Origin of the sequence: Escherichia sp. E2586, assembly GCF_005781105.1 — a bacterium.
Classification (GTDB): Bacteria; Pseudomonadota; Gammaproteobacteria; order Enterobacterales; family Enterobacteriaceae; genus Escherichia.
Genome location: NZ_VATN01000002.1, coordinates 302,596 through 327,777, shown reverse-complemented (window position 1 = coordinate 327,777; position 25,182 = coordinate 302,596). Strand labels below are relative to the sequence as shown.

Annotated in this window: 25 protein-coding genes; 20 read left to right on the top strand and 5 right to left on the bottom strand. The window is 48.7% G+C overall.

The features are described from left to right. The first annotated feature begins 268 nt into the window (after window positions 1-268). Genes tauA through tauD form a run of 4 tightly spaced genes read left to right on the top strand, consistent with a single transcriptional unit; the run spans window position 269 to window position 3,683 of the window. Entirely contained in the window at window positions 269-1,231 is a 963-nt protein-coding gene (gene tauA, locus FEK50_RS02770; RefSeq protein WP_131160957.1) for a taurine ABC transporter substrate-binding protein, read from the top strand. A gap of 12 nt (window positions 1,232-1,243) precedes the next feature. Further along, on the top strand, window positions 1,244-2,011 hold the full coding sequence (tauB, locus tag FEK50_RS02765) for a taurine ABC transporter ATP-binding subunit (protein ID WP_131160958.1): 768 nt from the start codon (window positions 1,244-1,246) through the stop codon (window positions 2,009-2,011). Next, the gene (tauC, locus tag FEK50_RS02760) at window positions 2,008-2,835 is read left to right on the top strand and encodes a taurine ABC transporter permease TauC (protein ID WP_131160959.1); all 828 of its coding nucleotides are present in this window, start codon (window positions 2,008-2,010) and stop codon (window positions 2,833-2,835) included. Before tauB ends, tauC begins: the two co-directional genes overlap by 4 nt. Next, window positions 2,832-3,683, top strand: coding sequence for a taurine dioxygenase (gene tauD / locus FEK50_RS02755; RefSeq protein ID WP_131160960.1), 852 nt, complete (start codon window positions 2,832-2,834; stop codon window positions 3,681-3,683). Before tauC ends, tauD begins: the two co-directional genes overlap by 4 nt. Before the next feature lie 40 nt (window positions 3,684-3,723). On the opposite strand, the gene hemB is transcribed toward tauD, so the two are convergent. Next, window positions 3,724-4,698, bottom strand: a complete 975-nt coding sequence (hemB, locus tag FEK50_RS02750) for a porphobilinogen synthase (protein ID WP_130206167.1) — start codon at window positions 4,696-4,698, stop codon at window positions 3,724-3,726. A 525-nt stretch (window positions 4,699-5,223) separates the two neighbouring features. On the opposite strand from hemB, the gene FEK50_RS02745 reads away from it, so the two are divergent. Both FEK50_RS02745 and iprA read left to right on the top strand, forming a co-directional pair. Continuing rightward, window positions 5,224-8,130: an autotransporter outer membrane beta-barrel domain-containing protein gene (locus tag FEK50_RS02745; protein WP_131160961.1), complete on the top strand. Its 2,907-nt coding sequence runs from the start codon at window positions 5,224-5,226 to the stop codon at window positions 8,128-8,130. 87 nt (window positions 8,131-8,217) lie between these two features. Beyond that, window positions 8,218-8,841, top strand: a complete 624-nt coding sequence (gene iprA, locus FEK50_RS02740; protein WP_131160962.1) for a hydrogen peroxide resistance inhibitor IprA — start codon at window positions 8,218-8,220, stop codon at window positions 8,839-8,841. Here iprA and ampH read toward each other — a convergent pair whose 3' ends face one another. Beyond that, on the bottom strand, window positions 8,842-9,999 hold the full coding sequence (gene ampH / locus FEK50_RS02735) for a D-alanyl-D-alanine-carboxypeptidase/endopeptidase AmpH (RefSeq protein WP_130258527.1): 1,158 nt from the start codon (window positions 9,997-9,999) through the stop codon (window positions 8,842-8,844). It lies immediately after the preceding gene. 351 nt (window positions 10,000-10,350) lie between these two features. Here ampH and sbmA point away from each other — a divergent pair, with 351 nt between their 5' ends. Beyond that, a complete protein-coding gene (gene sbmA / locus FEK50_RS02730) occupies window positions 10,351-11,571 on the top strand; it encodes a peptide antibiotic transporter SbmA (RefSeq protein WP_130215390.1) in 1,221 nt (406 codons plus the stop codon). Window positions 11,572-11,583: 12 nt separating this feature from the next. After that, window positions 11,584-12,678, top strand: a complete 1,095-nt coding sequence (gene yaiW / locus FEK50_RS02725) for a surface-exposed outer membrane lipoprotein YaiW (RefSeq protein ID WP_130215392.1) — start codon at window positions 11,584-11,586, stop codon at window positions 12,676-12,678. Between the two features lie 52 nt (window positions 12,679-12,730). Here yaiW and FEK50_RS02720 read toward each other — a convergent pair whose 3' ends face one another. Next, the gene (locus tag FEK50_RS02720) at window positions 12,731-13,039 is read right to left on the bottom strand and encodes a YaiY family protein (protein ID WP_064527077.1); all 309 of its coding nucleotides are present in this window, start codon (window positions 13,037-13,039) and stop codon (window positions 12,731-12,733) included. A gap of 259 nt (window positions 13,040-13,298) precedes the next feature. Here FEK50_RS02720 and FEK50_RS02715 point away from each other — a divergent pair, with 259 nt between their 5' ends. Beyond that, a complete protein-coding gene (locus FEK50_RS02715) occupies window positions 13,299-13,511 on the top strand; it encodes a DUF2754 domain-containing protein (RefSeq protein WP_130237775.1) in 213 nt (70 codons plus the stop codon). A 153-nt stretch (window positions 13,512-13,664) separates the two neighbouring features. On the opposite strand, the gene ddlA is transcribed toward FEK50_RS02715, so the two are convergent. Further along, the gene (ddlA, locus tag FEK50_RS02710; RefSeq protein ID WP_130215396.1) at window positions 13,665-14,759 is read right to left on the bottom strand and encodes a D-alanine--D-alanine ligase; all 1,095 of its coding nucleotides are present in this window, start codon (window positions 14,757-14,759) and stop codon (window positions 13,665-13,667) included. Window positions 14,760-15,221: 462 nt separating this feature from the next. On the opposite strand from ddlA, the gene iraP reads away from it, so the two are divergent. The 4 genes from iraP (at window position 15,222) to adrA (ending at window position 18,653) form a co-directional block, all read left to right on the top strand. Continuing rightward, window positions 15,222-15,482, top strand: a complete 261-nt coding sequence (gene iraP, locus FEK50_RS02705; protein ID WP_064527081.1) for an anti-adapter protein IraP — start codon at window positions 15,222-15,224, stop codon at window positions 15,480-15,482. A gap of 100 nt (window positions 15,483-15,582) precedes the next feature. Further along, window positions 15,583-16,998 (top strand): alkaline phosphatase, encoded by a 1,416-nt coding sequence (phoA, locus tag FEK50_RS02700; protein WP_130260321.1) that lies wholly within the window; start codon window positions 15,583-15,585, stop codon window positions 16,996-16,998. A gap of 118 nt (window positions 16,999-17,116) precedes the next feature. Further along, entirely contained in the window at window positions 17,117-17,437 is a 321-nt protein-coding gene (gene psiF / locus FEK50_RS02695; RefSeq protein ID WP_130206185.1) for a phosphate starvation-inducible protein PsiF, read from the top strand. A 100-nt stretch (window positions 17,438-17,537) separates the two neighbouring features. Beyond that, window positions 17,538-18,653, top strand: coding sequence for a diguanylate cyclase AdrA (gene adrA / locus FEK50_RS02690; protein WP_130260319.1), 1,116 nt, complete (start codon window positions 17,538-17,540; stop codon window positions 18,651-18,653). Between the two features lie 16 nt (window positions 18,654-18,669). Here the strand turns inward: adrA and proC are convergent, their stop codons facing one another. Further along, the gene (proC, locus tag FEK50_RS02685; protein WP_130206189.1) at window positions 18,670-19,479 is read right to left on the bottom strand and encodes a pyrroline-5-carboxylate reductase; all 810 of its coding nucleotides are present in this window, start codon (window positions 19,477-19,479) and stop codon (window positions 18,670-18,672) included. Between the two features lie 119 nt (window positions 19,480-19,598). On the opposite strand from proC, the gene FEK50_RS02680 reads away from it, so the two are divergent. The 7 genes from FEK50_RS02680 (at window position 19,599) to FEK50_RS02650 (ending at window position 25,168) form a co-directional block, all read left to right on the top strand. Next, window positions 19,599-20,057, top strand: a complete 459-nt coding sequence (locus FEK50_RS02680) for a YaiI/YqxD family protein (RefSeq protein ID WP_130223265.1) — start codon at window positions 19,599-19,601, stop codon at window positions 20,055-20,057. 182 nt (window positions 20,058-20,239) lie between these two features. Continuing rightward, window positions 20,240-20,785, top strand: a complete 546-nt coding sequence (gene aroL, locus FEK50_RS02675) for a shikimate kinase AroL (protein ID WP_130223263.1) — start codon at window positions 20,240-20,242, stop codon at window positions 20,783-20,785. Between the two features lie 28 nt (window positions 20,786-20,813). Beyond that, window positions 20,814-21,005: a protein YaiA gene (yaiA, locus tag FEK50_RS02670; protein ID WP_130206195.1), complete on the top strand. Its 192-nt coding sequence runs from the start codon at window positions 20,814-20,816 to the stop codon at window positions 21,003-21,005. A 253-nt stretch (window positions 21,006-21,258) separates the two neighbouring features. Next, a complete protein-coding gene (locus FEK50_RS02665; RefSeq protein WP_131160963.1) occupies window positions 21,259-21,936 on the top strand; it encodes an AroM family protein in 678 nt (225 codons plus the stop codon). Window positions 21,937-22,007: 71 nt separating this feature from the next. Beyond that, the gene (gene ppnP / locus FEK50_RS02660; RefSeq protein WP_130206199.1) at window positions 22,008-22,292 is read left to right on the top strand and encodes a pyrimidine/purine nucleoside phosphorylase; all 285 of its coding nucleotides are present in this window, start codon (window positions 22,008-22,010) and stop codon (window positions 22,290-22,292) included. A gap of 144 nt (window positions 22,293-22,436) precedes the next feature. Beyond that, entirely contained in the window at window positions 22,437-24,716 is a 2,280-nt protein-coding gene (locus FEK50_RS02655) for a DUF2773 domain-containing protein (RefSeq protein WP_131160964.1), read from the top strand. Continuing rightward, window positions 24,713-25,168, top strand: a complete 456-nt coding sequence (locus FEK50_RS02650; RefSeq protein WP_130260317.1) for a hypothetical protein — start codon at window positions 24,713-24,715, stop codon at window positions 25,166-25,168. Before FEK50_RS02655 ends, FEK50_RS02650 begins: the two co-directional genes overlap by 4 nt. Window positions 25,169-25,182 lie beyond the last annotated feature (14 nt).

Sequence of the window (25,182 nt, the reverse complement as noted above, 5' to 3'; positions counted from 1 at the left end):
TAATGCGAATATAATAACTTTGTCATATATTTTGGTTTTAATAAAAATCAGAAGATAGTAAATCTCGTAATCTGACTTTTTATGCATCAATAAAATGCAGTACAGCAATTTCCCCGAGTTGTGGGATGATGCTAATTGCATAATTAACCTTTCCTTTGCTGTTTTTTTGCTAAGAATAAAATCATCTGTACCATAACGACTAATTCTTTTATCAAATGTTTTTGTCCGCGAATACTGCTCCCATAACAAGACAGGGGAGCAGACAATCATGGCAATTTCATCGCGTAACACACTTCTTGCCGCACTGACATTCATCGCTTTTCAGGCGCAGGCGGTGAACGTCACCGTGGCCTATCAAACCTCCGCCGAACCGGCGAAAGTCGCACAGGCTGATAACACCTTTGCCAAAGAGAGCGGGGCGACGGTGGACTGGCGTAAGTTTGACAGCGGGGCCAGCATCGTGCGGGCCTTGGCCTCGGGCGATGTGCAAATCGGTAATCTTGGTTCCAGCCCATTGGCGGTAGCTGCCAGCCAACAGGTGCCGATTGAAGTCTTCTTGCTGGCGTCAAAACTGGGCAACTCTGAGGCGTTGGTGGTAAAGAAAACCATCAGCAAACCGGAAGACTTGATTGGTAAACGTATCGCCGTGCCGTTTATCTCCACTACACACTACAGCCTGCTGGCGGCGCTGAAACACTGGGGCATTAAACCTGGGCAAGTGGAGATAGTGAACCTGCAGCCGCCCGCGATTATCGCCGCCTGGCAACGGGGAGATATCGATGGCGCTTATGTCTGGGCGCCTGCGGTTAACGCCCTGGAAAAAGACGGCAAGGTGCTGACCGATTCTGAACAGGTCGGGCAGTGGGGCGCGCCGACGCTGGACGTCTGGGTAGTGCGGAAAGATTTTGCCGAGAAACATCCAGAGGTAGTGAAAGCGTTCGCCAAAAGCGCCATCAATGTTCAGCAACCGTATATTGCTAACCCTGACGCCTGGCTGAAACAGTCGGAAAACATCAGCAAACTGGCGCGTTTAAGCGGCGTGCCGGAAGGCGATGTGCCGGGGCTAGTGAAGGGAAACACCTATCTGACGCCGCAGCAGCAAACGGCAGAACTGACCGGACCGGTGAACAAAGCGATCATCGACACTGCCCAGTTTTTGAAAGATCAGGGCAAAGTCCCCGCCGTGGCGAATGATTACAGCCAGTACGTTACCTCTCGCTTCGTGCAATAAAAGGAGGCGCAGATGCTGCAAATCTCTCATCTTTACGCCGATTATGGCGGTAAATCAGCACTGGAAGATATCAACCTGACGCTGGAAAGCCGCGAGCTGCTGGTTGTGCTGGGACCGTCCGGCTGCGGCAAAACCACGTTGCTGAATTTAATTGCTGGTTTTGTGCCTTATCAGCACGGCAGCATTCAACTGGCGGGCAAACACATTCAGGGACCGGGAGCAGAACGCGGCGTGGTTTTTCAGAATGAAGGATTGCTACCGTGGCGCAATGTGCAGGATAACGTGGCGTTCGGTCTGCAACTGGCGGGGATGGAGAAAATGCAGCGTCCGGAAATTGCTCTCCAGATGCTGAAAAAAGTAGGTCTGGAAGGCGCAGAAAAACGCTTCATCTGGCAGCTTTCTGGAGGCCAGCGTCAGCGAGTGGGGATTGCCCGCGCGCTGGCGGCAAATCCCCAACTGTTATTACTCGACGAGCCGTTTGGCGCGCTGGACGCCTTTACCCGCGACCAGATGCAAACCTTGTTGCTGAAACTCTGGCAGGAGACAGGCAAGCAGGTACTGTTGATTACTCACGATATAGAGGAAGCGGTGTTTATGGCGACCGAGCTGGTTCTGCTTTCTCCAGGGCCAGGGCGTGTGCTGGAGCGTCTTCCGCTCGACTTCGCTCGCCGTTTTGTTGCGGGAGAATCGAGTCGCAGCATCAAGTCCGATCCGCAGTTTATTGCCATTCGCGAATATGTTTTAAGCCGCGTATTTGAGCAACGGGAGGCGTTCTCATGAGTGTGCTCATTAACGAAAAACTGCATTCGAGTCGGTTGAAATGGCGCTGGCCGCTCTCACGGCAAGTGACCTTAAGCATTGGTACGTTAGCGGTTTTACTCACCATATGGTGGACGGTGGCGACGCTGCAACTGATTAGCCCGCTGTTTTTGCCGCCGCCGCAACAGGTACTGGAAAAACTGCTCACCATTGCCGGACCGCAAGGTTTTATGGACGCCACGCTGTGGCAGCATCTGGTTGCCAGCCTGACGCGCATTATGCTGGCGCTATTTGCAGCTGTGTTGATCGGTATTCCGGTCGGGATCGCGATGGGACTTAGCCCTACGGTACGCGGCATTCTGGATCCGGTAATCGAGCTTTATCGTCCGGTGCCGCCGCTGGCCTATTTGCCGCTGATGGTGATCTGGTTTGGTATTGGCGAGACGTCGAAGATCTTATTGATCTATTTAGCGATTTTTGCACCGGTGGCGATGTCGGCGCTGGCGGGGGTGAAAAGCGTGCAGCAGGTTCGCATTCGTGCCGCGCAGTCGCTGGGGGCCAGCCGTATACAGGTGCTGTGGTTTGTCATTTTGCCTGGCGCGCTGCCGGAAATCCTCACCGGATTACGCATTGGTCTGGGTGTGGGCTGGTCTACGTTGGTGGCGGCGGAGTTGATTGCCGCAACGCGAGGCTTAGGTTTTATGGTCCAGTCAGCAGGTGAATTCCTCGCGACTGACGTGGTGCTGGCGGGGATCGCGGTGATTGCGATTATCGCCTTTCTTTTAGAACTGGGTCTGCGTGCGTTACAACGCCGCCTGACGCCTTGGCATGGAGAAGTACAATGAGTGAACGTCTGAGCATTACCCCGCTGGGGCCGTATATTGGCGCACAAATTTCGGGTGCCGACCTGACGCGCCCGTTAAGCGATAATCAGTTTGAACAGCTTTACCATGCGGTGCTGCGTCATCAGGTAGTTTTTTTGCGTGAACAGGCGATAACGCCACTGCAGCAACGTGCGCTGGCCCAGCGTTTTGGCGAACTGCATATTCATCCTGTTTATCCTCATGCCGAAGGGGTTAACGAGATCATCGTACTGGACACCCATAACGATAATCCGCCGGATAACGACAACTGGCACACCGATGTGACATTTATTGAGATGCCGCCAGCAGGGGCGATTCTCGCAGCGAAAGAGTTGCCATCGACCGGTGGCGATACGCTCTGGACCAGCGGTATTGCGGCCTATGAGGCGCTTTCTGTTCCTTTCCGCCAGCTTTTGAGCGGGCTGCGCGCGGAGCATGATTTCCGTAAATCGTTCCCGGAATACAAGTACCGCAAAACTGAAGAGGAACATCAACGTTGGCGCGAGGCGGCCGCGAAAAATCCGCCGTTGTTACATCCAGTGGTGCGTACGCATCCGGTGAGCGGCAAACAGGCACTGTTTGTTAATGAAGGATTTACCACGCGAATTGTTGATGTCAGCGAGAAAGAGAGCGAAGCCTTGTTAGGCTTTTTGTTTGCCCATATCACCAAACCGGAGTTTCAGGTGCGTTGGCGTTGGCAACCGAATGATATTGCGATTTGGGATAATCGCGTGACTCAGCATTATGCGAATGCCGATTATTTGCCGCAGCGGCGTATTATGCATCGCGCGACGATTCTCGGGGATAAACCGTTTTATCGGGCGGGGTGAAGGGGAAATGCCGGGTTGGGATAACCCGGCATAATGATCATTAACGCAGAATCTTCTTCTCAGCCAGATCCAGCGCAAAGTAGCTGAAAATCAGATCCGCACCCGCACGCTTAATCGAACCTAAGCTTTCGAGCACCACTTTCTCTTCATCTATAGCACCTGCCAGCGCGGCGAATTTAATCATCGCGTACTCGCCGCTCACCTGATACGCGCCAATCGGCAATTCAGTACGTTCACGCAGCTCACGCACGATGTCGAGGTACGCGCCAGCTGGTTTAACCATCAGGCAGTCTGCGCCCTGGGCTTCATCCAGTAGTGACTCACGAATCGCCTCACGACGGTTCATTGGGTTCATCTGATAGCTTTTGCGATCGCCTTTTAATGCGCTTCCGGCCGCTTCACGGAACGGACCATAAAAGGAGGAGGCGAACTTGGTCGAATACGACATGATCGCGGTGTCGGTAAAGCCCGCAGCGTCCAGCGCCTGGCGAATCGCTTGCACCTGACCGTCCATTGCAGCGGAAGGGGCGATGAAGTCAGCACCGGCAGCAGCTGCAACCACCGCTTGTTTGCCTAAATTCACCAGAGTTGCGTCGTTGTCGACGCCGTGATCGCACAACACGCCGCAGTGTCCGTGAGAAGTGTATTCACAGAAACAGGTGTCTGACATGACGATCATTTCAGGCACGGTCTGCTTGCAGATGCGCGACATACGCGCCACCAGACCATCTTCCCGCCAGGCATCACTGCCGGTTTCATCAGTATGGTGAGAGATGCCGAAAGTCATCACCGAACGAATACCGGCGTTGGCGATGCGTTCGATTTCACGTGCCAGATGTTTCTCTGGAATGCGCATTACGCCGGGCATGGCTTCAACGGCTTTGTAGTCGTCAATTTCTTCTTCAACAAAGATCGGCAACACCAGGTCGTTAAGGCTAAGTGTTGTCTCTTCAAACATAGCGCGCAGCGCAGGAGATTTGCGCAGGCGACGAGGGCGTTGGATTAAATCTGTCATGGTCTGCCTGATGTTTGTGGAATTAAGGTGCACAGTATACCTGATGCTGGGCGGGAGTGTTTTACGAAAGTTGTCGCGATGTTGATAAGAAGAGAACGAAAGAGAGGTCAGGACATCTTTGTAATAGAAATAGCAATGATTTTATATTCACTGCAAATATTTTTGATTTTTATTTATAATCCTCAATTATTGTTTTTGTTGATTTGGTTGAGCTGTCAAAAATTGAATGGATTAAAGTTCATTGTTTATTGATAAATTATTTATCTGGTTTGTGGTTTTGATATTTTTAGAAACTATGCTTCAAAATTAATGTTTTCATTAACGTGTTGAAATGCTGTGTTTTTGTCAGTTTTTTCTTTGCGTGTGTAGATGTTTTTTATATATGTCCACAATCGGACTTAGGGGAAAGAATAATTGAACCATTCCTCTATAACGCCGCATAATCGTAAACGCGAAACATAAGATGTTTTCTATGCATTGATAATTGATGGATCAACTTATTACGTCCCTGAGGAGGGATGACAAATGCACTCCTGGAAAAAGAAACTTGTAGTATCACAATTAGCATTGGCTTGCACTCTGGCTATCACCTCTCAGGCTAATGCAACTACTTATGACACCTGGACTTATGTCGACAATCCCGTTACAGCACTTGATTGGGATCATATGGATAAGGCAGGCACTGTAGATGGCAACTATGTAAACTATAGTGGTTTTGTCTATTACAACAACACCAATGGTGATTTCGATCAGTCCTTTAACGGCGATACCGTTAACGGCACCATCTCAACCTATTATTTGAACCATGATTATGCAGACAGTACTGCTAATCAGCTTGATATCAGTAATTCAGTGATTCACGGTTCGATTACTTCTATGCTGCCAGGCGGTTATTATGATCGTTTTGATGCAGATGGTAATAATCTGGGTGGATATGATTTTTACACTGATGCGGTTGTTGATACACACTGGCGTGATGGTGATGTTTTCACTTTGAACATTGCTAACACTACTATTGATGATGATTATGAAGCTCTTTACTTCACCGATTCTTATAAAGATGGTGATGTAACCAAGCACACAAATGAGACATTTGATACCAGTGAAGGCGTTGCTGTTAATCTTGATGTAGAAAGTAACATCAATATTTCCAATAACTCCCGCGTTGCAGGTATTGCATTATCTCAAGGTAATACTTACAACGAAACCTATACTACCGAATCTCATACTTGGGATAACAATATCTCTGTAAAAGATTCCACAGTGACTTCTGGTTCAGACATTATTCTGGATAGCGATACTTATATCAGAACAGGACACTTTGGCAACTCTAGCGAACCGAGTGATTATACCGGTCCGGGGGATGTTGCAATGTCCTTCACTGCTTCAGGTTCCGACTATGCAATGAAGAACAACGTATACTTCAGCAATTCAACGCTGATGGGCGATGTTGCATTTGACAGCACCTGGAATAGTAATTTTGATCCGAATGGTCATGATTCCAACGGTGACGGGGTGAAAGATACCAACGGTGGTTGGACTGATGATGGCCTCAACGTTGATGAACTGAACCTCACTCTTGATAACGGAAGCAAGTGGGTTGGTCAGGCAATTTATAACGTTGCTGAAACGTCAGCGATGTATGATGTTGCAACAAACAGCCTTACTCCTAATGCAACATATGAAAACAATGACTGGAAACGTGTTGTTGATGACAAGGTCTTCCAGAGTGGTGTATTTAACGTAGCGTTGAATAACGGTTCTGAATGGGATACTACAGGTGATTCGCTTGTTGATACCCTGACCGTTAATAATGGTTCTCAAGTCAATGTTTCTGATTCTGGTTTAACTTCAGACACTATCGATTTAACTAATGGCTCTTCTCTGAACATTGGTGAAGGTGGTTATGTTGATACCGATCATCTGACTATTAATTCCTATAGTACAGTTGATTTGACTGAATCAACTGGCTGGAGCATCTATTCTAACCTGTACGCCAATACTATCACTGTAACTAACGGTGGTGTGCTGGATGTGAACGTTGATCAGTTCGATACCGAAGCTTTCCGTACTGACAAACTGGAACTGACTAGCGGCAACATTGCTGACAATAACGGTAATGTAGTATCTGGTGTATTCGATATCCATAGCAGCGATTATGTTCTGAACGCTGACCTGGTGAACGACCGTACTTGGGATACCGCTCAGGCTAACTACGGCTACGGTGTTGTTGCTATGAACTCTGATGGTCATCTGACTATCAACGGTAACGGCGACATGAACAACGGCGACGAACTGGATAACAGCTCTGTTGATAACGTTGTTGCGGCAACCGGTAACTACAAAGTTCGTATCGACAACGCAACTGGCGCTGGCGCAATCGCTGATTACAAAGATAAAGAAATTATCTATGTAAACGACGTCAACACCGACGCTACCTTCTCTGCTGCTAACAAAGCTGACCTGGGTGCATACACCTACGAAGCTCGTCAGGAAGGTAACACCGTTGTTCTGCATCAGACCGAGCTGACTGACTACGCTAACATGGCGCTGAGCATCCCGTCTGCAAACACCAATATCTGGAACCTGGAACAAGACACCGTTGGTACTCGTTTGACCAACTCTCGTCATGGTCTGGCTGATAACGGCGGCGCATGGGTAAGCTACTTCGGTGGTAACTTCAACGGCAACAACGGTACCATTGACTACGATCAGGATGTTAACGGCATCATGGTCGGTGTTGATACCAAAATTGATGGTAACAACGCTAAGTGGATCGTCGGTGCGGCTGCAGGCTTCGGTAAAGGCGACATGAATGACCGTTCTGGTCAGGTGGATCAAGACAGCCAGTCTGCCTACATCTACTCTTCTGCTCGCTTCGCGAACAACATCTTTGTTGATGGTAGCTTGAGCTACTCTCACTTCAACAACGATCTGTCTGCAACCATGAGCAACGGTACTTACGTTGACGGTAGCACCAACTCTGACGCGTGGGGCTTCGGTTTGAAAGCCGGTTACGACTTCAAACTGGGTGATGCTGGTTACGTAACTCCTTACGGCAGCATTTCTGGTCTGTTCCAGTCTGGTGATGACTACCAGCTGAGCAACGACATGAAAGTTGACGGTCAGTCTTACGACAGCATGCGTTATGAACTGGGTGTAGATGCAGGTTATACCTTCACTTACAGCGAAGACCAGGCTCTGACTCCGTACTTCAAACTGGCTTACGTCTACGACGACTCTAACAACGATAACGATGTGAACGGCGATTCCATCGATAACGGTACTGAAGGGTCTGCGGTACGTGTTGGTCTGGGGGCTCAGTTCAGCTTCACCAAGAACTTCAGCGCCTATACCGATGCTAACTACCTCGGTGGTGGTGACGTAGATCAAGATTGGTCCGCGAACGTGGGTGTTAAATATACCTGGTAATATTCTTCACTCTGAAGAAATACTGGTAATTTAATCTAAATAATGCCCGTCAAGGATTTGACGGGCATTACTGCAAAGGACGCGCAAATGTTATCTGTAGTTAAACCTCTTCAGGAATTTGGTAAGCTCGATAAATGTTTGTCCAGATACGGCACGCGCTTCGAGTTTAATAATGAAAAACAAGTCATATTCTCCAGTGATGTAAACAGCGAAGATACATTCGTTATTTTAGAAGGTGTTATCTCTCTCCGTAGAGAAGAAAACGTACTTATCGGTATTACGCAAGCCCCTTATATTATGGGACTGACTGATGGTTTAATGAAAAACGATATACCATACAAATTAATATCAGAAGGAAACTGTACGGGATATCATCTACCAGCCAAACAAACCATTACTCTTATTGAACAAAATCAACTCTGGCGTGACGCTTTTTACTGGTTAGCCTGGCAAAATAAAATCCTGGAATTACGCGACGTTCAGCTCATTGGGCATAATTCCTACGAGCAAATCCGTGCGACGTTATTATCAATGATTGATTGGAATGATGAATTGCGATCACGCATTGGTGTAATGAATTATATCCATCAACGTACACGCATATCACGTTCCGTTGTGGCAGAAGTTCTTGCGGCTTTACGCAGGGGCGGTTATATCGAAATGAATAAAGGCAAACTGGTCGCAATCAACCGTTTGCCTTCAGAGTATTAATCAGGAAGCGGGAATGACCATCGGTTTATTCCCGCTAAGTTCGGTCACCAAATCATTGATGCCATCGCTCATATTTTTAAACCGTGTTAATGGTGAGCGGGTCACGACCACAAACGCACCGATATTTTTTTGCGGGATCATCGCCATATAGGTAATGAAGCCACCGCCACCACCGGTCTTCTGAATAATACCCGGACGTCCATCCTTCGGTGCCATATACACCCAGCCTAAACCGAGAGCATCCGCTCTGCCTGGCACATCCATGCCAATCACTTTCGTAAACTGTGCACGCTGATAAATCAGCGTCTGCATGCGATCCGCCTGGTGACTGCGCTGATAAAAATCAGAAGACAAATATTGCTGCATCCAGCGCATCATATCGCCAGGTGTGGAATAAACGCCGCCGCTGCCAATGGCCGCCAGCGTATTGTTACACGGACTGGCACCGCGCTCGGCAACCATCAAACGGCGGCACTGGTCCGGCGATGGTGTGTAGGTGGTGTCTTTCATCCCCAGCGGACGGGTAATTTGCTCTTCAAACAACTGGGTATAAGGCTTGCCGGAAGCATTCGCCAGCGCATCCGCCAGCAGGTCGAACGCAAGGTTGGAGTACGCGGCCTGGCTGCCTGGCGCGGCTTTTAGTTTTGCTGTAGAAAGGTATTTCCAGCGTTGCTCTCGCGTCGGCCAGACAAACACCGGACGATTTGCCGCGCCACCGGGCTGTTCACGGGGCAGGGCGCTGGTGTGGGTTGCCAGATTCACCAATGTGATGGGGGCTCCGTTATAAGTTGGCACGCGTGCGCCTGGCGGGGCATATTTACTCAGTGGATCGTTTAACTTCACTGTCCCCTGGTCCAGCAATTTCACCAGCATCTCACTGGTCATCAACTTGGTGAGCGAAGCAATACGTACTACGGAATCCAACTGCGGGCGAACGTTATTACCAGGGCGAGTTTCGCCATAACTGCGAAAGACACGCTGATTACCGTCGATAACGACCAGCGCCATCCCGGTGGCACCGCTGCCGTAAAAAATATGATCGGCATAGCGATCAACAATATCAGAGGCGAATTCAGGTTCGGCGATAGGTTGCGCCGCGTGGACAGAGGTCAATGACGCCGCACACAGCACGGCAGAAAAAAGCAGACTACGTTTCAACGGTGGTGTCCATAAATTAAATGAAGGTAACTGAGCGTATTTATACTACTCGTTGATGGATTGCAAAGCGCAAATTAGTGCAATAATAGTGTTAAAAACGTAACGGCGCGTAAACACGATCTTTTTCCTGCTCACCAATGTCTGCATTTGTGATCCTGTTCGTGTTAATGCGCTTATGTAAACAATCCTTTGTTTGTGAAATCCGTCGAAACAATTCTTCCGGTCAGGAGGACGAACTAAGCGCCCCGCGGTTGGTCACAATGGGCGGTTTCATTTGGCTGATTCTTTGAAGCGGCCATGCGGTTAATACACAGCAGTTGCTAAAACGATAAGAAGCTAGCAGGAGAGCATATGTTTAAGTCTTTTTTCCCAAAACCGGGAGCCTTTTTTCTCTCGGCCTTTGTTTGGGCATTGATTGCCGTCATCTTCTGGCAAGCGGGAGGCGGTGACTGGGTTGCCCACATCACCGGGGCTTCTGGGCAGATACCGATTAGCGCTGCCCGTTTCTGGTCGTTAGACTTCCTGGTTTTTTACGCTTATTACATTGTTTGCGTAGGACTTTTCGCGCTGTTCTGGTTTATCTACAGCCCACATCGTTGGCAATACTGGTCAATACTCGGCACTGCGCTAATTATCTTCGTGACCTGGTTTCTGGTGGAAGTTGGGGTTGCAGTTAACGCCTGGTATGCACCGTTTTATGACCTGATTCAAACCGCGCTCAGTTCGCCGCATAAAGTGACCATCGAACAGTTTTATCGCGAGGTGGGCGTCTTTCTGGGGATAGCGCTGATCGCGGTGGTTATCAGTGTGTTGAACAATTTCTTTGTCAGCCACTATGTGTTCCGCTGGCGTACGGCGATGAACGAATACTACATGGCGAACTGGCAGCAACTGCGCCATATCGAAGGGGCCGCGCAGCGTGTGCAGGAAGACACCATGCGTTTTGCTTCAACGCTTGAGAATATGGGCGTCAGCTTTATTAACGCCATCATGACGCTGATCGCCTTCTTGCCGGTGTTGGTGACGCTCTCCGCGCACGTGCCAGAGTTGCCGATTGTGGGGCACATTCCGTATGGTTTGGTGATTGCCGCGATTATCTGGTCGCTGATGGGGACCGGATTACTGGCGGTTGTAGGGATCAAACTGCCGGGACTTGAGTTTAAAAACCAGCGAGTAGAAGCAGCTTACCGTAAAGAGCTGGTCTATGGTGAAGACGACGCCACGCGTGCGACACCGCCAACGGTGCGCGAGTTGTTCAGCGCGGTACGGAAGAACTATTTCCGCCTCTATTTTCACTATATGTATTTCAACATCGCCCGCATTCTCTACCTGCAGGTCGATAACGTTTTCGGTTTGTTCTTGCTGTTTCCGTCGATTGTTGCCGGTACGATTACGCTCGGCCTGATGACCCAAATCACCAACGTTTTTGGTCAGGTTCGCGGCGCTTTCCAGTATCTGATTAACTCATGGACCACGCTGGTCGAGTTGATGTCGATCTACAAACGTCTGCGCAGCTTTGAACATGAACTGGATAATGACAAAATTCAGGAAGTAACCCATACATTGAGTTAAAAAGGAGAGGTAATGTCGCGAGTCAACCATCTGTCTTCGCTTTCGTTGTTGGCGGTTCTGGTTTTAGCGGGGTGTAGCAGTCAGGCGCCACAGCCGTTGAAAAAGGGCGAAAAAGCGATAGATGTGGCGAGCGTGGTGCGGCAGAAGTTACCCGCCAGCGTAAAAGACCGCGATGCCTGGGCGAAAGATCTTGCCACCACTTTTGAAAGCCAGGGGCTGGCACCGACACTGGAAAATGTCTGCTCGGTGCTGGCGGTGGCGCAACAGGAGTCAAATTATCAGGCGGATCCGGTCGTTCCTGGATTAAGTAAAATCGCCTGGCAAGAGATTGACCGCCGCGCCGAACGAATGCACATTCCTGCTTTTCTGGTTCATACCGCGCTAAAAATCAAATCGCCGAACGGCAAAAGCTACAGCGAACGGTTAGATTCCGTGCGCACGGAAAAGCAGCTGAGTGCAATTTTTGACGATCTGATCAGCATGGTGCCGATGGGGCAGACGCTGTTTGGTTCGCTTAACCCGGTGCGCACCGGTGGGCCGATGCAGGTCAGCATTGCTTTTGCCGAACAGCATACCAGGGGGTATCCGTGGAAAATGGACGGTACGGTACGTCAGGAGGTCTTCAGTCGTCGCGGCGGATTATGGTTCGGGACTTACCATTTACTTAATTATCCTGCCAGCTATAGCGCGCCGATTTTCCGTTTCGCCGATTTTAATGCCGGTTGGTACGCCAGTCGTAATGCCGCGTTTCAGAATGCGGTCAGCAAAGCCAGCGGCGTGAAGTTGGCGCTGGATGGTGATTTGATTCGTTATGACAGTAAAGAGCCGGGTAAAACAGAACTGGCGACGCGTAAGCTGGCGGGCAAACTGGGAATGAGCGACAGCGAAATTCGTCGTCAGCTCGAGAAAGGGGATAGTTTCTCTTTTGAAGAGACGGCGTTGTATAAGAAGGTTTATCAACTCGCCGAAGCGAAAACGGGTAAATCGCTACCGCGTGAAATGTTGCCCGGTATTCAACTGGAAAGCCCGAAAATCACCCGTAACCTTACCACCGCATGGTTTGCGAAGCGCGTCGATGAAAGACGAGCGCGCTGTATGAAGCCGTGACCAATAGGTAATCGTAGGCCAGATGTTTACGTCGCATCCGGCAAAATAAATCTTACTGGCGGCGATGTCGCCAGTGCAGCCACACCGCAACCACCGCAAAGATGAAGCAGCCAACCAAAAACGGGATCAGCCCGAAAATGGTGCCGACTCCCAGACCAATTTCCACTCGTGGGCGGCCTGTCTCCTGGACCTGCATTAAACGCTCATAGACACCTGGCGCATGCACCAACAAATTCAGCAATTGCGCCCCAGCCCAAAAGCAAAACAGCACAAACAATGCATAGGCAATGTTGCCAGGCGTTGAAGAGGCATCGCGATATTTTCCGCTAAACAGCGATTTTGACAGGGTGAAATCAGCCATAAAAACCTCCGGAAGTCATCTGCTTCTCTTCTGGTGTGATACCAGCGGCTTATGGCAAGTCTGACAGGTCATTGGGATTGTCAATATCAGAATCATGGTAAATTGATGTTGGGAATATTCCCGAAGCGAGAATCTTCGTCATGACTCACAAAATTGCAACCTTAAGTTAAATTTCTTAACGGTTCTGGAAATGCTGTCTACACCACAGACGGATGTTGCAGAATATGCAAGGATGTTGTTTTTCGTTAACGGAGCTGCCATGAATCTGCCTGTAAAAATCCGCCGCGACTGGCATTACTATGCGTTCGCCATTGGCCTTATATTCATTCTTAATGGCGTGGTGGGGTTGCTGGGGTTTGAAGCAAAAGGCTGGCAGACCTACGCGGTGGGGCTGGTGACGTGGGTGATTAGCTTCTGGCTGGCGGGACTGATTATTCGCCGTCGCGATGACGATACTGAAAACGCCCAATAACAGTGGATTGGGCGGTCGGGAATGCTGACAAATTGCGCCGGATGCGGCGTGAACGCCTTATCCGCTTACGAAAATCTGGTTGGCCTGTCAGGCAATCTTACGTTTGCAATTAGTATTAAACGCCCAATAAAAATATTACCGGGCGTTTGAATATTACATGGTGGTTTTCAGTGCGTTATCCGCTGCGTGACGCTCCAGCGCCAGCTCAATCAAACGTGTGATCAGGTCGGTGTAGCCCAGGCCACTGGCTTGCCACAGCTTCGGATACATACTGATGTTAGTGAACCCTGGCAGCGTGTTGATCTCGTTGATCACCACCTCGTTTTCCGGCGTTAAAAAGACGTCTACACGCGCCATGCCAGCACATCCCAACGCCTGGTAAGCCTGAACGGCAATCGCCCGAATCTTATCGTTGATTTCCGGCGCAATGTCCGCAGGAACCACCACTTTCGCGCCATCTTCGTCAATGTACTTGGTGTCGTAGGCGTAGAAATCGCTGGTCAGTACGATCTCGCCACAGGTACTGGCTTGCGGATTGTCATTACCCAGAACCGCACATTCGATCTCACGACCTTTGATCCCTTGCTCAACGATCACTTTGTGATCGAATTCGAACGCCAGATCGACAGCAAGGGCATACTGCTCTTCGCTGGTCACTTTGCTGACGCCAACAGAGGAACCCTGATTAGCTGGTTTTACAAACAGCGGCAACCCAAGTTTAGACTTCACTTCGGCGAAGCTGATTTTGTGGCGATTGGCGCGCGTCAGGGTAATAAATGGCGCGATGTTCAATCCAGCGTCACGCAGCAGACGTTTGGTGACGTCTTTATCCATGCATGCAGCAGAAGCCAGAACATCGGAACCGACAAACGGTAGATTGGCGACCCGCAGCATTCCCTGCAAGGAACCATCTTCACCCAACGTACCGTGGACAATTGGGAAAATGACATCCACCGTCGGCAACGGCTGGCCGTTCTGCGCATCAATAAGTTGCTGTTCATGTTTACCCGGCACCTGCGCGAGACTGGTGGCCGAAGGGCGCAGCGCAATATGGGCAGGATCGTCTGCGTTCAGCAAATAATTGCTGGCATCGCTGACGTGCCATTGCCCTTGTTTATCAATGCCCAGCAGCACAACGTCAAAGCGACTTTTATCAATGGCATCGACAATGTTTTTTGCCGATTGCAGAGACACTTCATGTTCTGCTGACTTTCCACCAAAAACGATTCCTACCCGCAGTTTTTCCATCTTAAAAACCTATCCCGTAGAACACAAAGAGCATACATTACCACGACAAAACGGGGGATTCGCGGCCTTCTGACAGTTTGTTGCAATCTTCTGCTGATAAACCGTGCAGCTTGCGGGGTAAGATTCATCGCTGACTAAATTATGTGCGTAAGATCACAAAAATGATGAACGGGAAACTAATTTATTCCTGGTGTGAATTGCTGCCTGGATGGTTATTATACGTAATAATAAGTTAACCAAGAGGATATATTCCATAACTTTTTATTATAAAAAACATTAATAATTGTATACCTATATTTTATGTGTGGAATTATTTAAAAATAGAGAAACGTTTCGCTGATAAATGTGAAAAAAATATTTGCTAAAATTATTTCCTCTGTCATAAAAATACTACATCAAGACTCTATGCAGTTGTGAAACATAATGTTAACTTCTCCATACTTTGGATAAGGAAATACAGATATGAAAAATCTCATTGCTGAGTTGTTATTTAAGCTTGCCCAAAAGGAAGAGGAGTCGAAAGAATTGTGCGCGCAGGTCGAAGCACTAGAGATTATCGTTACTGCGATGCTTCGCAATATGGCGCAAAATGACCAACAGCGGTTGATTGATCAGGTTGAAGGGGCGCTATACTCGGTAAAGCCCGATGCCAGCATTCCTGATGACGATACGGAGCTGCTGCGCGATTACGTAAAGAAGTTATTGAGGCATCCTCGTCAGTAAAAAGTTAAGCCCTCCAACAGTTGTCATAATGCTGTCATGCCAGAGACTTATAGTCGCTTTGTTTTTATTTTTTAATGTATTTGTACATGGAGAAAATAAAGTGAAACAAAGCACTATTGCACTGGCTCTCTTGCCGTTACTGTTTACCCCTGTTACTAAAGCCCGGACCCCAGAGATGCCAATTCTGGAAAACCGGGCGGCACAGGGGGATATTACCGCGCCTGGCGGCGCTCGCCGATTAACGAGCGATCAGACCGCTGCCTTACGCGATTCTCTTAGCGATAAACCCGCGAAAAATATTATTTTATTGATTGGTGATGGGATGGGGGATTCGGAAATCACTGCCGCACGCAATTATGCTGAAGGCGCGGGCGGTTTTTTTAAAGGGATCGATGCCTTGCCGCTTACCGGACAATACACCCATTATGCGCTGGATAAAAAAACCGGAAAACCAGACTACGTGACCGACTCCGCAGCGTCAGCAACGGCCTGGTCAACTGGCGTCAAAACGTATAACGGCGCGCTGGGTGTCGATATTCATGAAAAAGATCATCCAACGATTCTGGAATTGGCAAAAGCCGCAGGGCTGGCGACCGGCAACGTTTCAACGGCTGAAATACAGGATGCCACTCCCGCCGCGCTAGTGGCACATGTGACCTCGCGCAAATGCTATGGTCCGAGCGTTACCAGCGAAAAATGCCCGAGCAACGCGCTGGAAAAAGGTGGAAAAGGATCGATTACTGAACAACTGCTTAACGCCCGTGCAGATGTTACGCTTGGCGGCGGTGCAAAAACCTTTGCTGAAACGGCTACCGCCGGTGAATGGCAGGGAAAAACGCTGCGTGAACAGGCGCAGGCGCGTGGTTATCAGTTAGTCAGCGATACCGCATCGCTGAATGCGGTGACGGAAGCGAACCAGCAAAAACCCCTGCTTGGACTGTTTGCTGACGGCAATATGCCAGTGCGCTGGCAAGGACCGAAAGCAACGTACCACGGTAATATCGATAAGCCCGCAGTCACCTGTACCCCGAATCCGCAACGCAATGACAGTGTGCCTACGCTGGCGCAGATGACCGATAAAGCCATTGAACTACTGAGCAAAAATGAGAAAGGATTCTTCCTGCAAGTTGAAGGTGCGTCGATCGATAAACAGGATCACGCCGCGAATCCTTGTGGCCAAATTGGCGAGACGGTCGATCTCGATGAAGCCGTACAGCGGGCGCTGGAATTTGCCAAAAAGGATGGCAACACACTGGTGGTGGTCACCGCTGACCACGCCCACGCCAGCCAGATTGTCGCGCCAGATACCAAAGCGCCGGGTCTGACTCAGGCGTTAAACACCAAAGATGGCGCAGTGATGGTGATGAGTTACGGGAACTCCGAAGAGGATTCACAAGAGCATACCGGTAGCCAGTTGCGTATTGCTGCATATGGTCCGCACGCTGCGAATGTGGTTGGTTTGACCGATCAGACCGATCTCTTCTACACCATGAAAGCTGCACTGGGGCTGAAATAACACCGAACCCGGCGGCTAATTTTGGCTGTCGGGTGGTTTTTTTGCTGTTAGCAACCAGACTTAAAAGCAGATCAAGGGCGCAAACGCTCCTGGTTAAAATGTGAAGAGGGATGGTGCTATGAAAATAACATTACTGGTTACCCTGCTATTCGGCCTGGTTTTTTTAACCACTGTCGGCGCTGCCGAGAGAACGTTAACCCCACAACAACAGCGTATGACCTCCTGTAATCAACAGGCGACAGCGCAGGCGTTGAAAGGGGATGCCCGTAAGACATACATGAGTGATTGCCTGAAGAACAGCAAATCTGCGCCCGGTGAAAAGAGTTTGACGCCGCAGCAGCAGAAGATGCGCGAATGTAATAGTCAGGCGACGCAGCAATCTCTGAAAGGTGATGATCGTAATAAGTTTATGAGTACTTGCCTCAAGAAAGCCGCGTAAAACCTATAGTGCTAACGGGTGAGTTAAGAAAATGGCTCACCCGAAATATCATACTCCCGCCTTTCGCCCCATCTCTATAATTTGGGAAAATTGTTTCTGAATGTTCCCAAAAATAATGAATGATGAAAATTTTTTCAAAAAAGCGGCGGCACACGGGGAGATACCACCATTAGCTCCTCAAAACGAACATCAGCGATCCGGGCTGCGCTTCGCCCGTCGCGTCAGACTACCGCGAGCGGTAGGACTGGCTGGGATGTTCTTACCAATCGCCTCGACGTTGGTTTCGCACCCGCTGTCAGGCTGGTGGTGGCTGGTGTTGGTTGGCTGGGCATTTGTCTGGCCGCATTTAGCCTGGCAGTTGGCGAGCAGGGCCGTTGATCCGCTTGGCCGGGAAATATACAACTTAAAAACTGATGCAGTGTTAGCCGGTATGTGGGTAGGCGTGATGGGCGTAAACGTGCTGCCTTCGATCGCAATGCTGATGATTATGTGCCTGAATTTGATGGGGGCAGGGGGCCCCCGTCTGTTTGTCGCCGGTTTGGTGTTGATGGTCGTTTCCTGCCTTGTCACACTCGAACTCACGGGGATCACGGTGTCGCTCAAGAGTGCGCCGCTGGAATGGTGGCTCTCCCTTCCCATTATCGTCATTTATCCTCTGCTGTTTGGCTGGGTCAGCTACCAGACAGCGACCAAACTGGCTGAACATAAACGACGATTGCAGGTCATGAGTACCCGCGACGGCATGACGGGCGTTTACAACCGGCGCCACTGGGAAATCATGCTACGTAATGAGTTTGATAACTGTCGCCGACACAATCGCGATGCGACGCTATTGATTATTGATATCGACCATTTTAAGAGTATCAACGATACATGGGGTCACGATGTCGGTGATGAAGCAATCGTTGCCCTTACCCGACAGTTACAAATTACCCTGCGTGGCAGCGATGTGATTGGTCGTTTTGGTGGTGATGAATTTGCGGTAATTATGTCAGGTACGCCAGCCGAAAACGCCATTACCGCCATGTTACGTGTGCATGAAGGATTAAATGCATTACGCCTGCCAAATACGCCGCAGGTGATATTACGGATAAGCGTCGGTATCGCGCCGCTGAATCCGCAAATGAGTCACTACCGTGAGTGGCTGAAATCGGCTGATATGGCGCTCTACAAAGCAAAGAGAGCCGGACGTAACCGTACTGAAGTGGCGGCCTGACGTCCAGCGAGAGTCATCAGGACTTGCTGAGTTTTTCTGATTTTTCCATACACTTCGTCATCGCTTCGATCACCGCGGAACGGAATCCTTTCTCTTCCAGAACGCGTACCGCTTCAATGGTTGTGCCTCCTGGTGAGCAGACCATATCTTTCAAGGCGCCCGGATGTTCGCCGGTTTCCAGCACCATTTTCGCGGAACCCATTACCGCCTGGGCGGCAAACTTGTATGCTTGCGCGCGTGGCATCCCGCCCAGCACGGCGGCGTCGGCCATCGCTTCGATAAACATAAAGACATAGGCTGGCGAAGAACCGCTCACGCCAACCACTGGGTGGATCATCGGCTCAGCAATGACTTCCGCCTCGCCAAAGCAGCGGAAAATATTCAGCACATCGGCAGTATCTTCGGGAGTGACCAACGCGTTTGGCGTTACGGATGTCATCCCGGCATTGACCAACGCGGGGGTGTTCGGCATGGCGCGAATAATTTTCCGGTCGTGACCCAGCGCCCGGGCAAGTTGGTCGAGCGTAACGCCTGCGGCGATAGAAACCACCAGAGAGTCTTTATTCAGGCTGGAAGTGATTTCGCTAAGGACTTTAATCATGATGCCCGGTTTGACGGCAGCAAAGACGATATCGGTGATTTGCGCCACTTCCTGTGCCGATTCTGCGGCGTTGATACCAAACTGTTCATGTAAGGCGGCAACTTTATCCGGGGAGGGGGTATACACCCAGATTTGCCCTGGAAGGACCTGACCGCTGGCAATCAGACCGCCGAGAATGGCTTTTCCCATATTGCCGCAGCCAATAAAACCGATTTTCTTTTCCATTGCACACTCCTGCCGTGAATTCATTATTTTGAAAAGCGCCTGGTCAGAAGCATAAACAGAACTATGCCGGAAGGCAAAAGCGCGACACAATAGAGGATTACCCAACAGAGGATAGCCTTATGACAATATGGGTGGACGCCGATGCGTGTCCCAATGTAATTAAAGAGATTCTGTATCGCGCGGCAGAACGTATGCAGATGCCGCTGGTGTTGGTGGCAAATCAGAGTTTACGCGTGCCGCCATCGCGGTTTATTCGCACGCTGCGCGTCGCGGCAGGTTTTGACGTGGCTGATAATGAAATTGTACGTCAGTGTGAGGCGGGCGATTTGGTAATAACCGCAGATATTCCTTTGGCTGCTGAAGCCATCGAGAAAGGCGCGGCAGCACTTAATCCGCGTGGCGAACGGTACACACCTGCGACTATTCGTGAACGTCTGACGATGCGCGATTTTATGGATACCCTACGAGCCAGCGGGATCCAGACCGGAGGACCAGATAGCCTTTCGCAACGTGACCGCCAGGCATTTGCGGCTGAACTTGAAAAATGGTGGCTGGAAGTTCAACGTAACCGTTCGTAAATGTAATATATTATTTACACTTCTTTCTCGCTCATTTCTTGATATAGTAAGGAATGTATTGAAGTTCGCTCCTTAAGTGGAATTATTTCTTTACAATCGAAATTGTACTAGTTTGATGGTATGATCGTTATTCTTACGAAACCGGCTTTCGCCGCATTGCGACCTTTTGGGGAAAACCCACGATGACACAACCTCTTTTTCTGATCGGGCCTCGGGGCTGTGGTAAAACAACGGTCGGAATGGCCCTTGCCGATTCGCTCAACTGTCGGTTTGTTGATACCGACCAATGGTTGCAATCACAACTCAATATGACGGTAGCAGAGATCGTCGAAAGGGAAGAGTGGGCAGGATTTCGCGCCAGGGAGAGCGCCGCTCTGGAAGCAGTAACTGCACCATCCACCGTTATCGCGACGGGCGGCGGTATTATTCTTACGGAATTTAATCGCCACTACATGCGTAATAACGGGATTGTGGTTTACTTGTGCGCGCCGGTGTCAGTGCTGGTAAATCGTCTGCAAGCAGCGCCAGAAGAGGATTTACGGCCAACACTCACAGGAAAACCGTTAAGTGAAGAAGTTCAGGAAGTGCTGGAAGAACGCGATGCATTATATCGTGAAGTTGCGCATATTATCGTCGATGCTAACAACGAACCCAGTCAGGTGATCTCTGAAATTCGAACCGCTTTGGCACAAACGGCAAACTGTCATTGTCCTGGCACCTATACTTAATGTTCATCCCGTGAAATAAGGAAGAACAATGCCAACGAAACCGCCTTATCCCCGAGAAGCCAGAATTGTTACGGTAGAAAAAGGCCAGCAAGGACAGACTGTGACCTGGTATCAGCTGCGAGCCGATCATCCCAAACCAGACTCTTTGATCAGCGAACATCCTACGGCCCAGGAGGCGATGGATGCTAAAAAACGCTATGAGGATCCTGATAAAGAGTGACCGCATCAAACTGCTCGGAAGGGACTCTGAGTGCTATTGCAACGGACCTGCATCACACTTTTCACAATTCATGTTTTTCAAATAATTAGAATATTAAACAATAACAATCCATTACTGGGACTATTGGGAATCTTTACATTATGCCGTGCGCGTCTGCTGCTACGCTTTTTTGCATTTGTAGCATCGGCAAGCGCCCGCTGTGGTGCTTAGTATTTGCCCGGTAATTAACGACGAAAAAGAAAGGTGGAAGACAATGAGCGCGTCGTTGGCGATTCTGACCATCGGCATTGTACCAATGCATGAAGTTTTGCCGCTTCTGACGGAGTACATTGACGAAAATAATATTTCCCATCATAGCCTGCTGGGGAAATTAAGCCGCGAAGAGGTGATGGCGGAGTATGCGCCAGAAGCAGGCGAAGAAACTATTCTTACATTATTAAATGACAACCAGCTGGCCCACGTTTCACGCCGTAAAGTGGAGCGTGATCTACAAAGCGTGATTGAGGTACTCGATAATCAGGATTATGACGTTATTTTGCTAATGAGTACGGCCAACATTAGCAATATGACAGCGCGAAATACGATCTTCCTCGAGCCTTTGCGCATTCTCCCACCCTTGGTTTCCTCCATTGTTGAAGGTCACCAGGTCGGTGTTATTGTTCCAGTAGAAGAGCTTTTGGCCGTTCAGGCGCAAAAATGGCAAATTTTGCAGAGAACACCACTATTCTCGCTGGGAAATCCCATTCATGATTCTGAACAGAAAATCGTTGATGCCGGGAAAGAATTGCTGGTGAATGGCGCAGATGTCATCATGCTGGATTGTTTAGGATTTAATCAGCGTCATCGCGATTTACTGCAAAAAAAGCTCGATGTACCTGTTTTGCTCTCTAACGTATTGATTGCCAGGCTGGCGGCGGAATTGCTGGTGTAATTTTACGTGACAGTTAGCACCTTTGGCCCCTATAGTGAAGAAGATGTTAAACCACCTGACAGGGCCAGTTTATGCTTCAAAGTAACGAATACTTTTCCGGAAAAGTGAAATCGATCGGCTTTACCAGCAGCGATACTGGCCGCGCCAGCGTCGGTGTGATGGTTGAAGGTGAATACATGTTCAGTACTGCGGAACCCGAAGAGATGACGGTGGTCAGCGGGGCGCTGAATGTTTTGCTGCCTGGCGCTACCGACTGGCGCGTGTATGAAGCTGGTGAAGTATTTAATGTTCCCGGCCACAGCGAGTTCCATCTGCAAGTTGCCGAACCGACCTCCTATTTGTGCCGCTATCTGTAATATCGCGCCTTCCCGTCTGAATGGGAGGGCATTTTTCTGAAATATTCCTTATTTCACGAATAATAAAATCTCCATTGCTGCTAATTTTTCTATTTTCGATATATTCATAATCTATCAAGGTTGATATTAATATCAGTGAAGATTATGAATAAAATAAAAATATTGATCATCTGTATGGTTGTATTTATTGCCACCGAAAATGTTTACGCTGCAAAGTGGATCACGAGCGATGATCTTATTAAGTCAGATTTCCATATCTTGACCGCAGAAGAACGTAATGGAGTTAAAGAGGAAACCGATGATAGTATGGAAGCCTCTTATATGCTTAAAAATAACATTCGTTGGTATTATCATAATGGAGATTTATCAATACCCAGCAATTTTAGTAATAAGCATACCCTGGTGGTCAAGGGGAATTTAACCATTAATGGTGATTATGATGATTATTCGGCAGGTGATGGTCAACTCATTGTGTTGGGCAATGTGATTGTCGACAACTTTATTAATCATGATTTCGCATACGTCAAAGGTGAGATGCAAGCGAAAGGTTTAGTCTATGCTGATTATAATGATCATAACTTTGAAGTAATGAAAGGTATTACGGCTCGCGGAATTATTGTTTCAGACAAGGCGACGCAATTTGAGGTTAATAACGCTGAGTTTTATATCAACGAAGATACCAGTAATGAAAATTATGACTGGGATGCGAATATTCGAAAAGCGTATTCGCTGTTTGAGCCCGATCTCTATGAGATTACTGAAATTGAAACCGACAATGTTTTAAATGCCTATCCTGATTATGACAGTGTAGCGGCCAGTATTGTCCAGGGATTGCCGTTGTTTCGCGATAAACCTGTATCGGGGTTAAGTGAAAAATTGCAGTGGATTGAACAGGGCAAGGTCGAAAAATTTGCGGCTGGCAACGTTAAGCATGAAGATCCGCTGGTGGCGCGTTTTCTGACTCGCATGGAGAGTCTACCAACTGATGTTATGCTGCAATTGCTACAGCATCCTGATGACCAGACACGAGAATATATGGCGCAGCGTTGGCCCGCCAGGCAAATGCATTTACTCACCGCGCCGTTTATTAAAGACCAGGCAGTGGCGAAAGGACTGATTAAAAACAGCGATATTTCACCAGTAGTGAATGAAAAATTAATGTCGACGCCTGTCGAGAGCGTCCAACTCGAGCAGGCCAGACAGGATAATCTTTCTCCGGAACTCATTGCCCTATTAAGTCAGAGTCCGTTTCCGATTGTGCGTAAGACGTTAGTCAGCCAGTACGATTACGCGTGGCTGGCGCCAACATCTGTGGTGGATGAACTGATAAATAGCGATGATGATGAACTACGCGAACGAATTGCTGGTGCCGATTTGACTACACGACAAGCCGTGGCGCTGAGTAACGATCAATCACTTAAGGTCCGTGAAGCCGTAGCTCATGCCCTTGTGGAACTAAAAGTTACGCGGCTTTCTGCAAACATGAGTATTCCCGATATTGAACGTATTGCAGATCAAATGTATCTCGATAATAAAGACCATAAAAATATCGTTATGGCATTATTTATTGCTTTACCTGAAGCGCGCCAACTGTCGCTGGCAAAAGAAGATATACAATATTTACGTGAAGGTGCGCGTTATCTGACGTCAACTGAAGTGATTAACTATCTCCTGACACATCATGATAACCCCGCTGTCTGGAATGAATTAGCACACGATAAACTGCTGCCGTTGGAATACAAGAAAAAATTGTGGCAGCGCACATTGCAATTAATGATGAGCAAACGGCAAGAGGATCAGGAGCAGGCGTATGATATACAACTGGAACTGATTGATAATGGCATAGTAGATGAAGCAATGCTCAATGACGCCATCGATTTGCTACCTGATTTACCGGCTGAATATCGTTACCGGATGCGCAATCAGTTATTTGATAAAAATGATTTACCCTCAGAGATTATTGCCCGTCTTGATAAGCAATATCGCTTTAATTCTGACTGGGCGCTGTCTGTTACAGACATGACAAATAGTAATCGTAGGCAGTGTGATAGAGGATTACGTCGCTGGAATGATGATGATAGCGTTATTTTAATCGAGCTGGATAAGCTGACAGATAAGCCTGATGATGAGTTTTGGCTGGCATTACTGCAAAGTCGGCATGAACAATTACGTAAAACGGCGTTGATTAATGCGCATACGCCGACTTCCGCATTCACAGCATTGGTTACACCGCAGGATCGTCAGGGAGCGATTGCCAACCCGCAACTGCCTGCTAAGGTGAAAACGGCGTGGTTAAAAGAGGATCCGTCTTTACTGTTATTTGCCGATCATCCTGATCCACAACAATTACGTGAATTAGTTAAAACCGGATCGACACGGAAAATTCGTAGTGAAGCGCGCAATAAGCTTGAGGAATTAAAATGAGGTCACGGCCCTGGAGTAAATTACAGCGGGAAATCTATGATTTACTGACGCCGACCATCAATCTGCAAATTCACTGTACCCGTTATCCAATGCGCAGCCAAAATGGTGGAAGCACCGATTTGCCGCGTTACTGGATCACTCTGGATCAAGATGTTATCTGGGATTATCCAAAAGATTTTGTCGCGGGTAATCATGGGGTGCGAAATTTTCACGGCGAAACTTGCTGGTATCCTTACCTGACGGATATTTGTTCAATTTCTAATTTATTGCGTGAATATATTGATACACCGAAAGCGGAGCTGTTAACGAAACAGTTTGCCAGTGATAAGTGGGGGTTAGTGAATATTCTGCGTGCTGCCGACAGGCGAATCGGGACGAGGCGGTTAGATCAGTTACGGCGTAAAACACACAATATTGCAGCGTTAAAAATCATCATCCGACGTAGCGAATGATTAGATTAATGCCT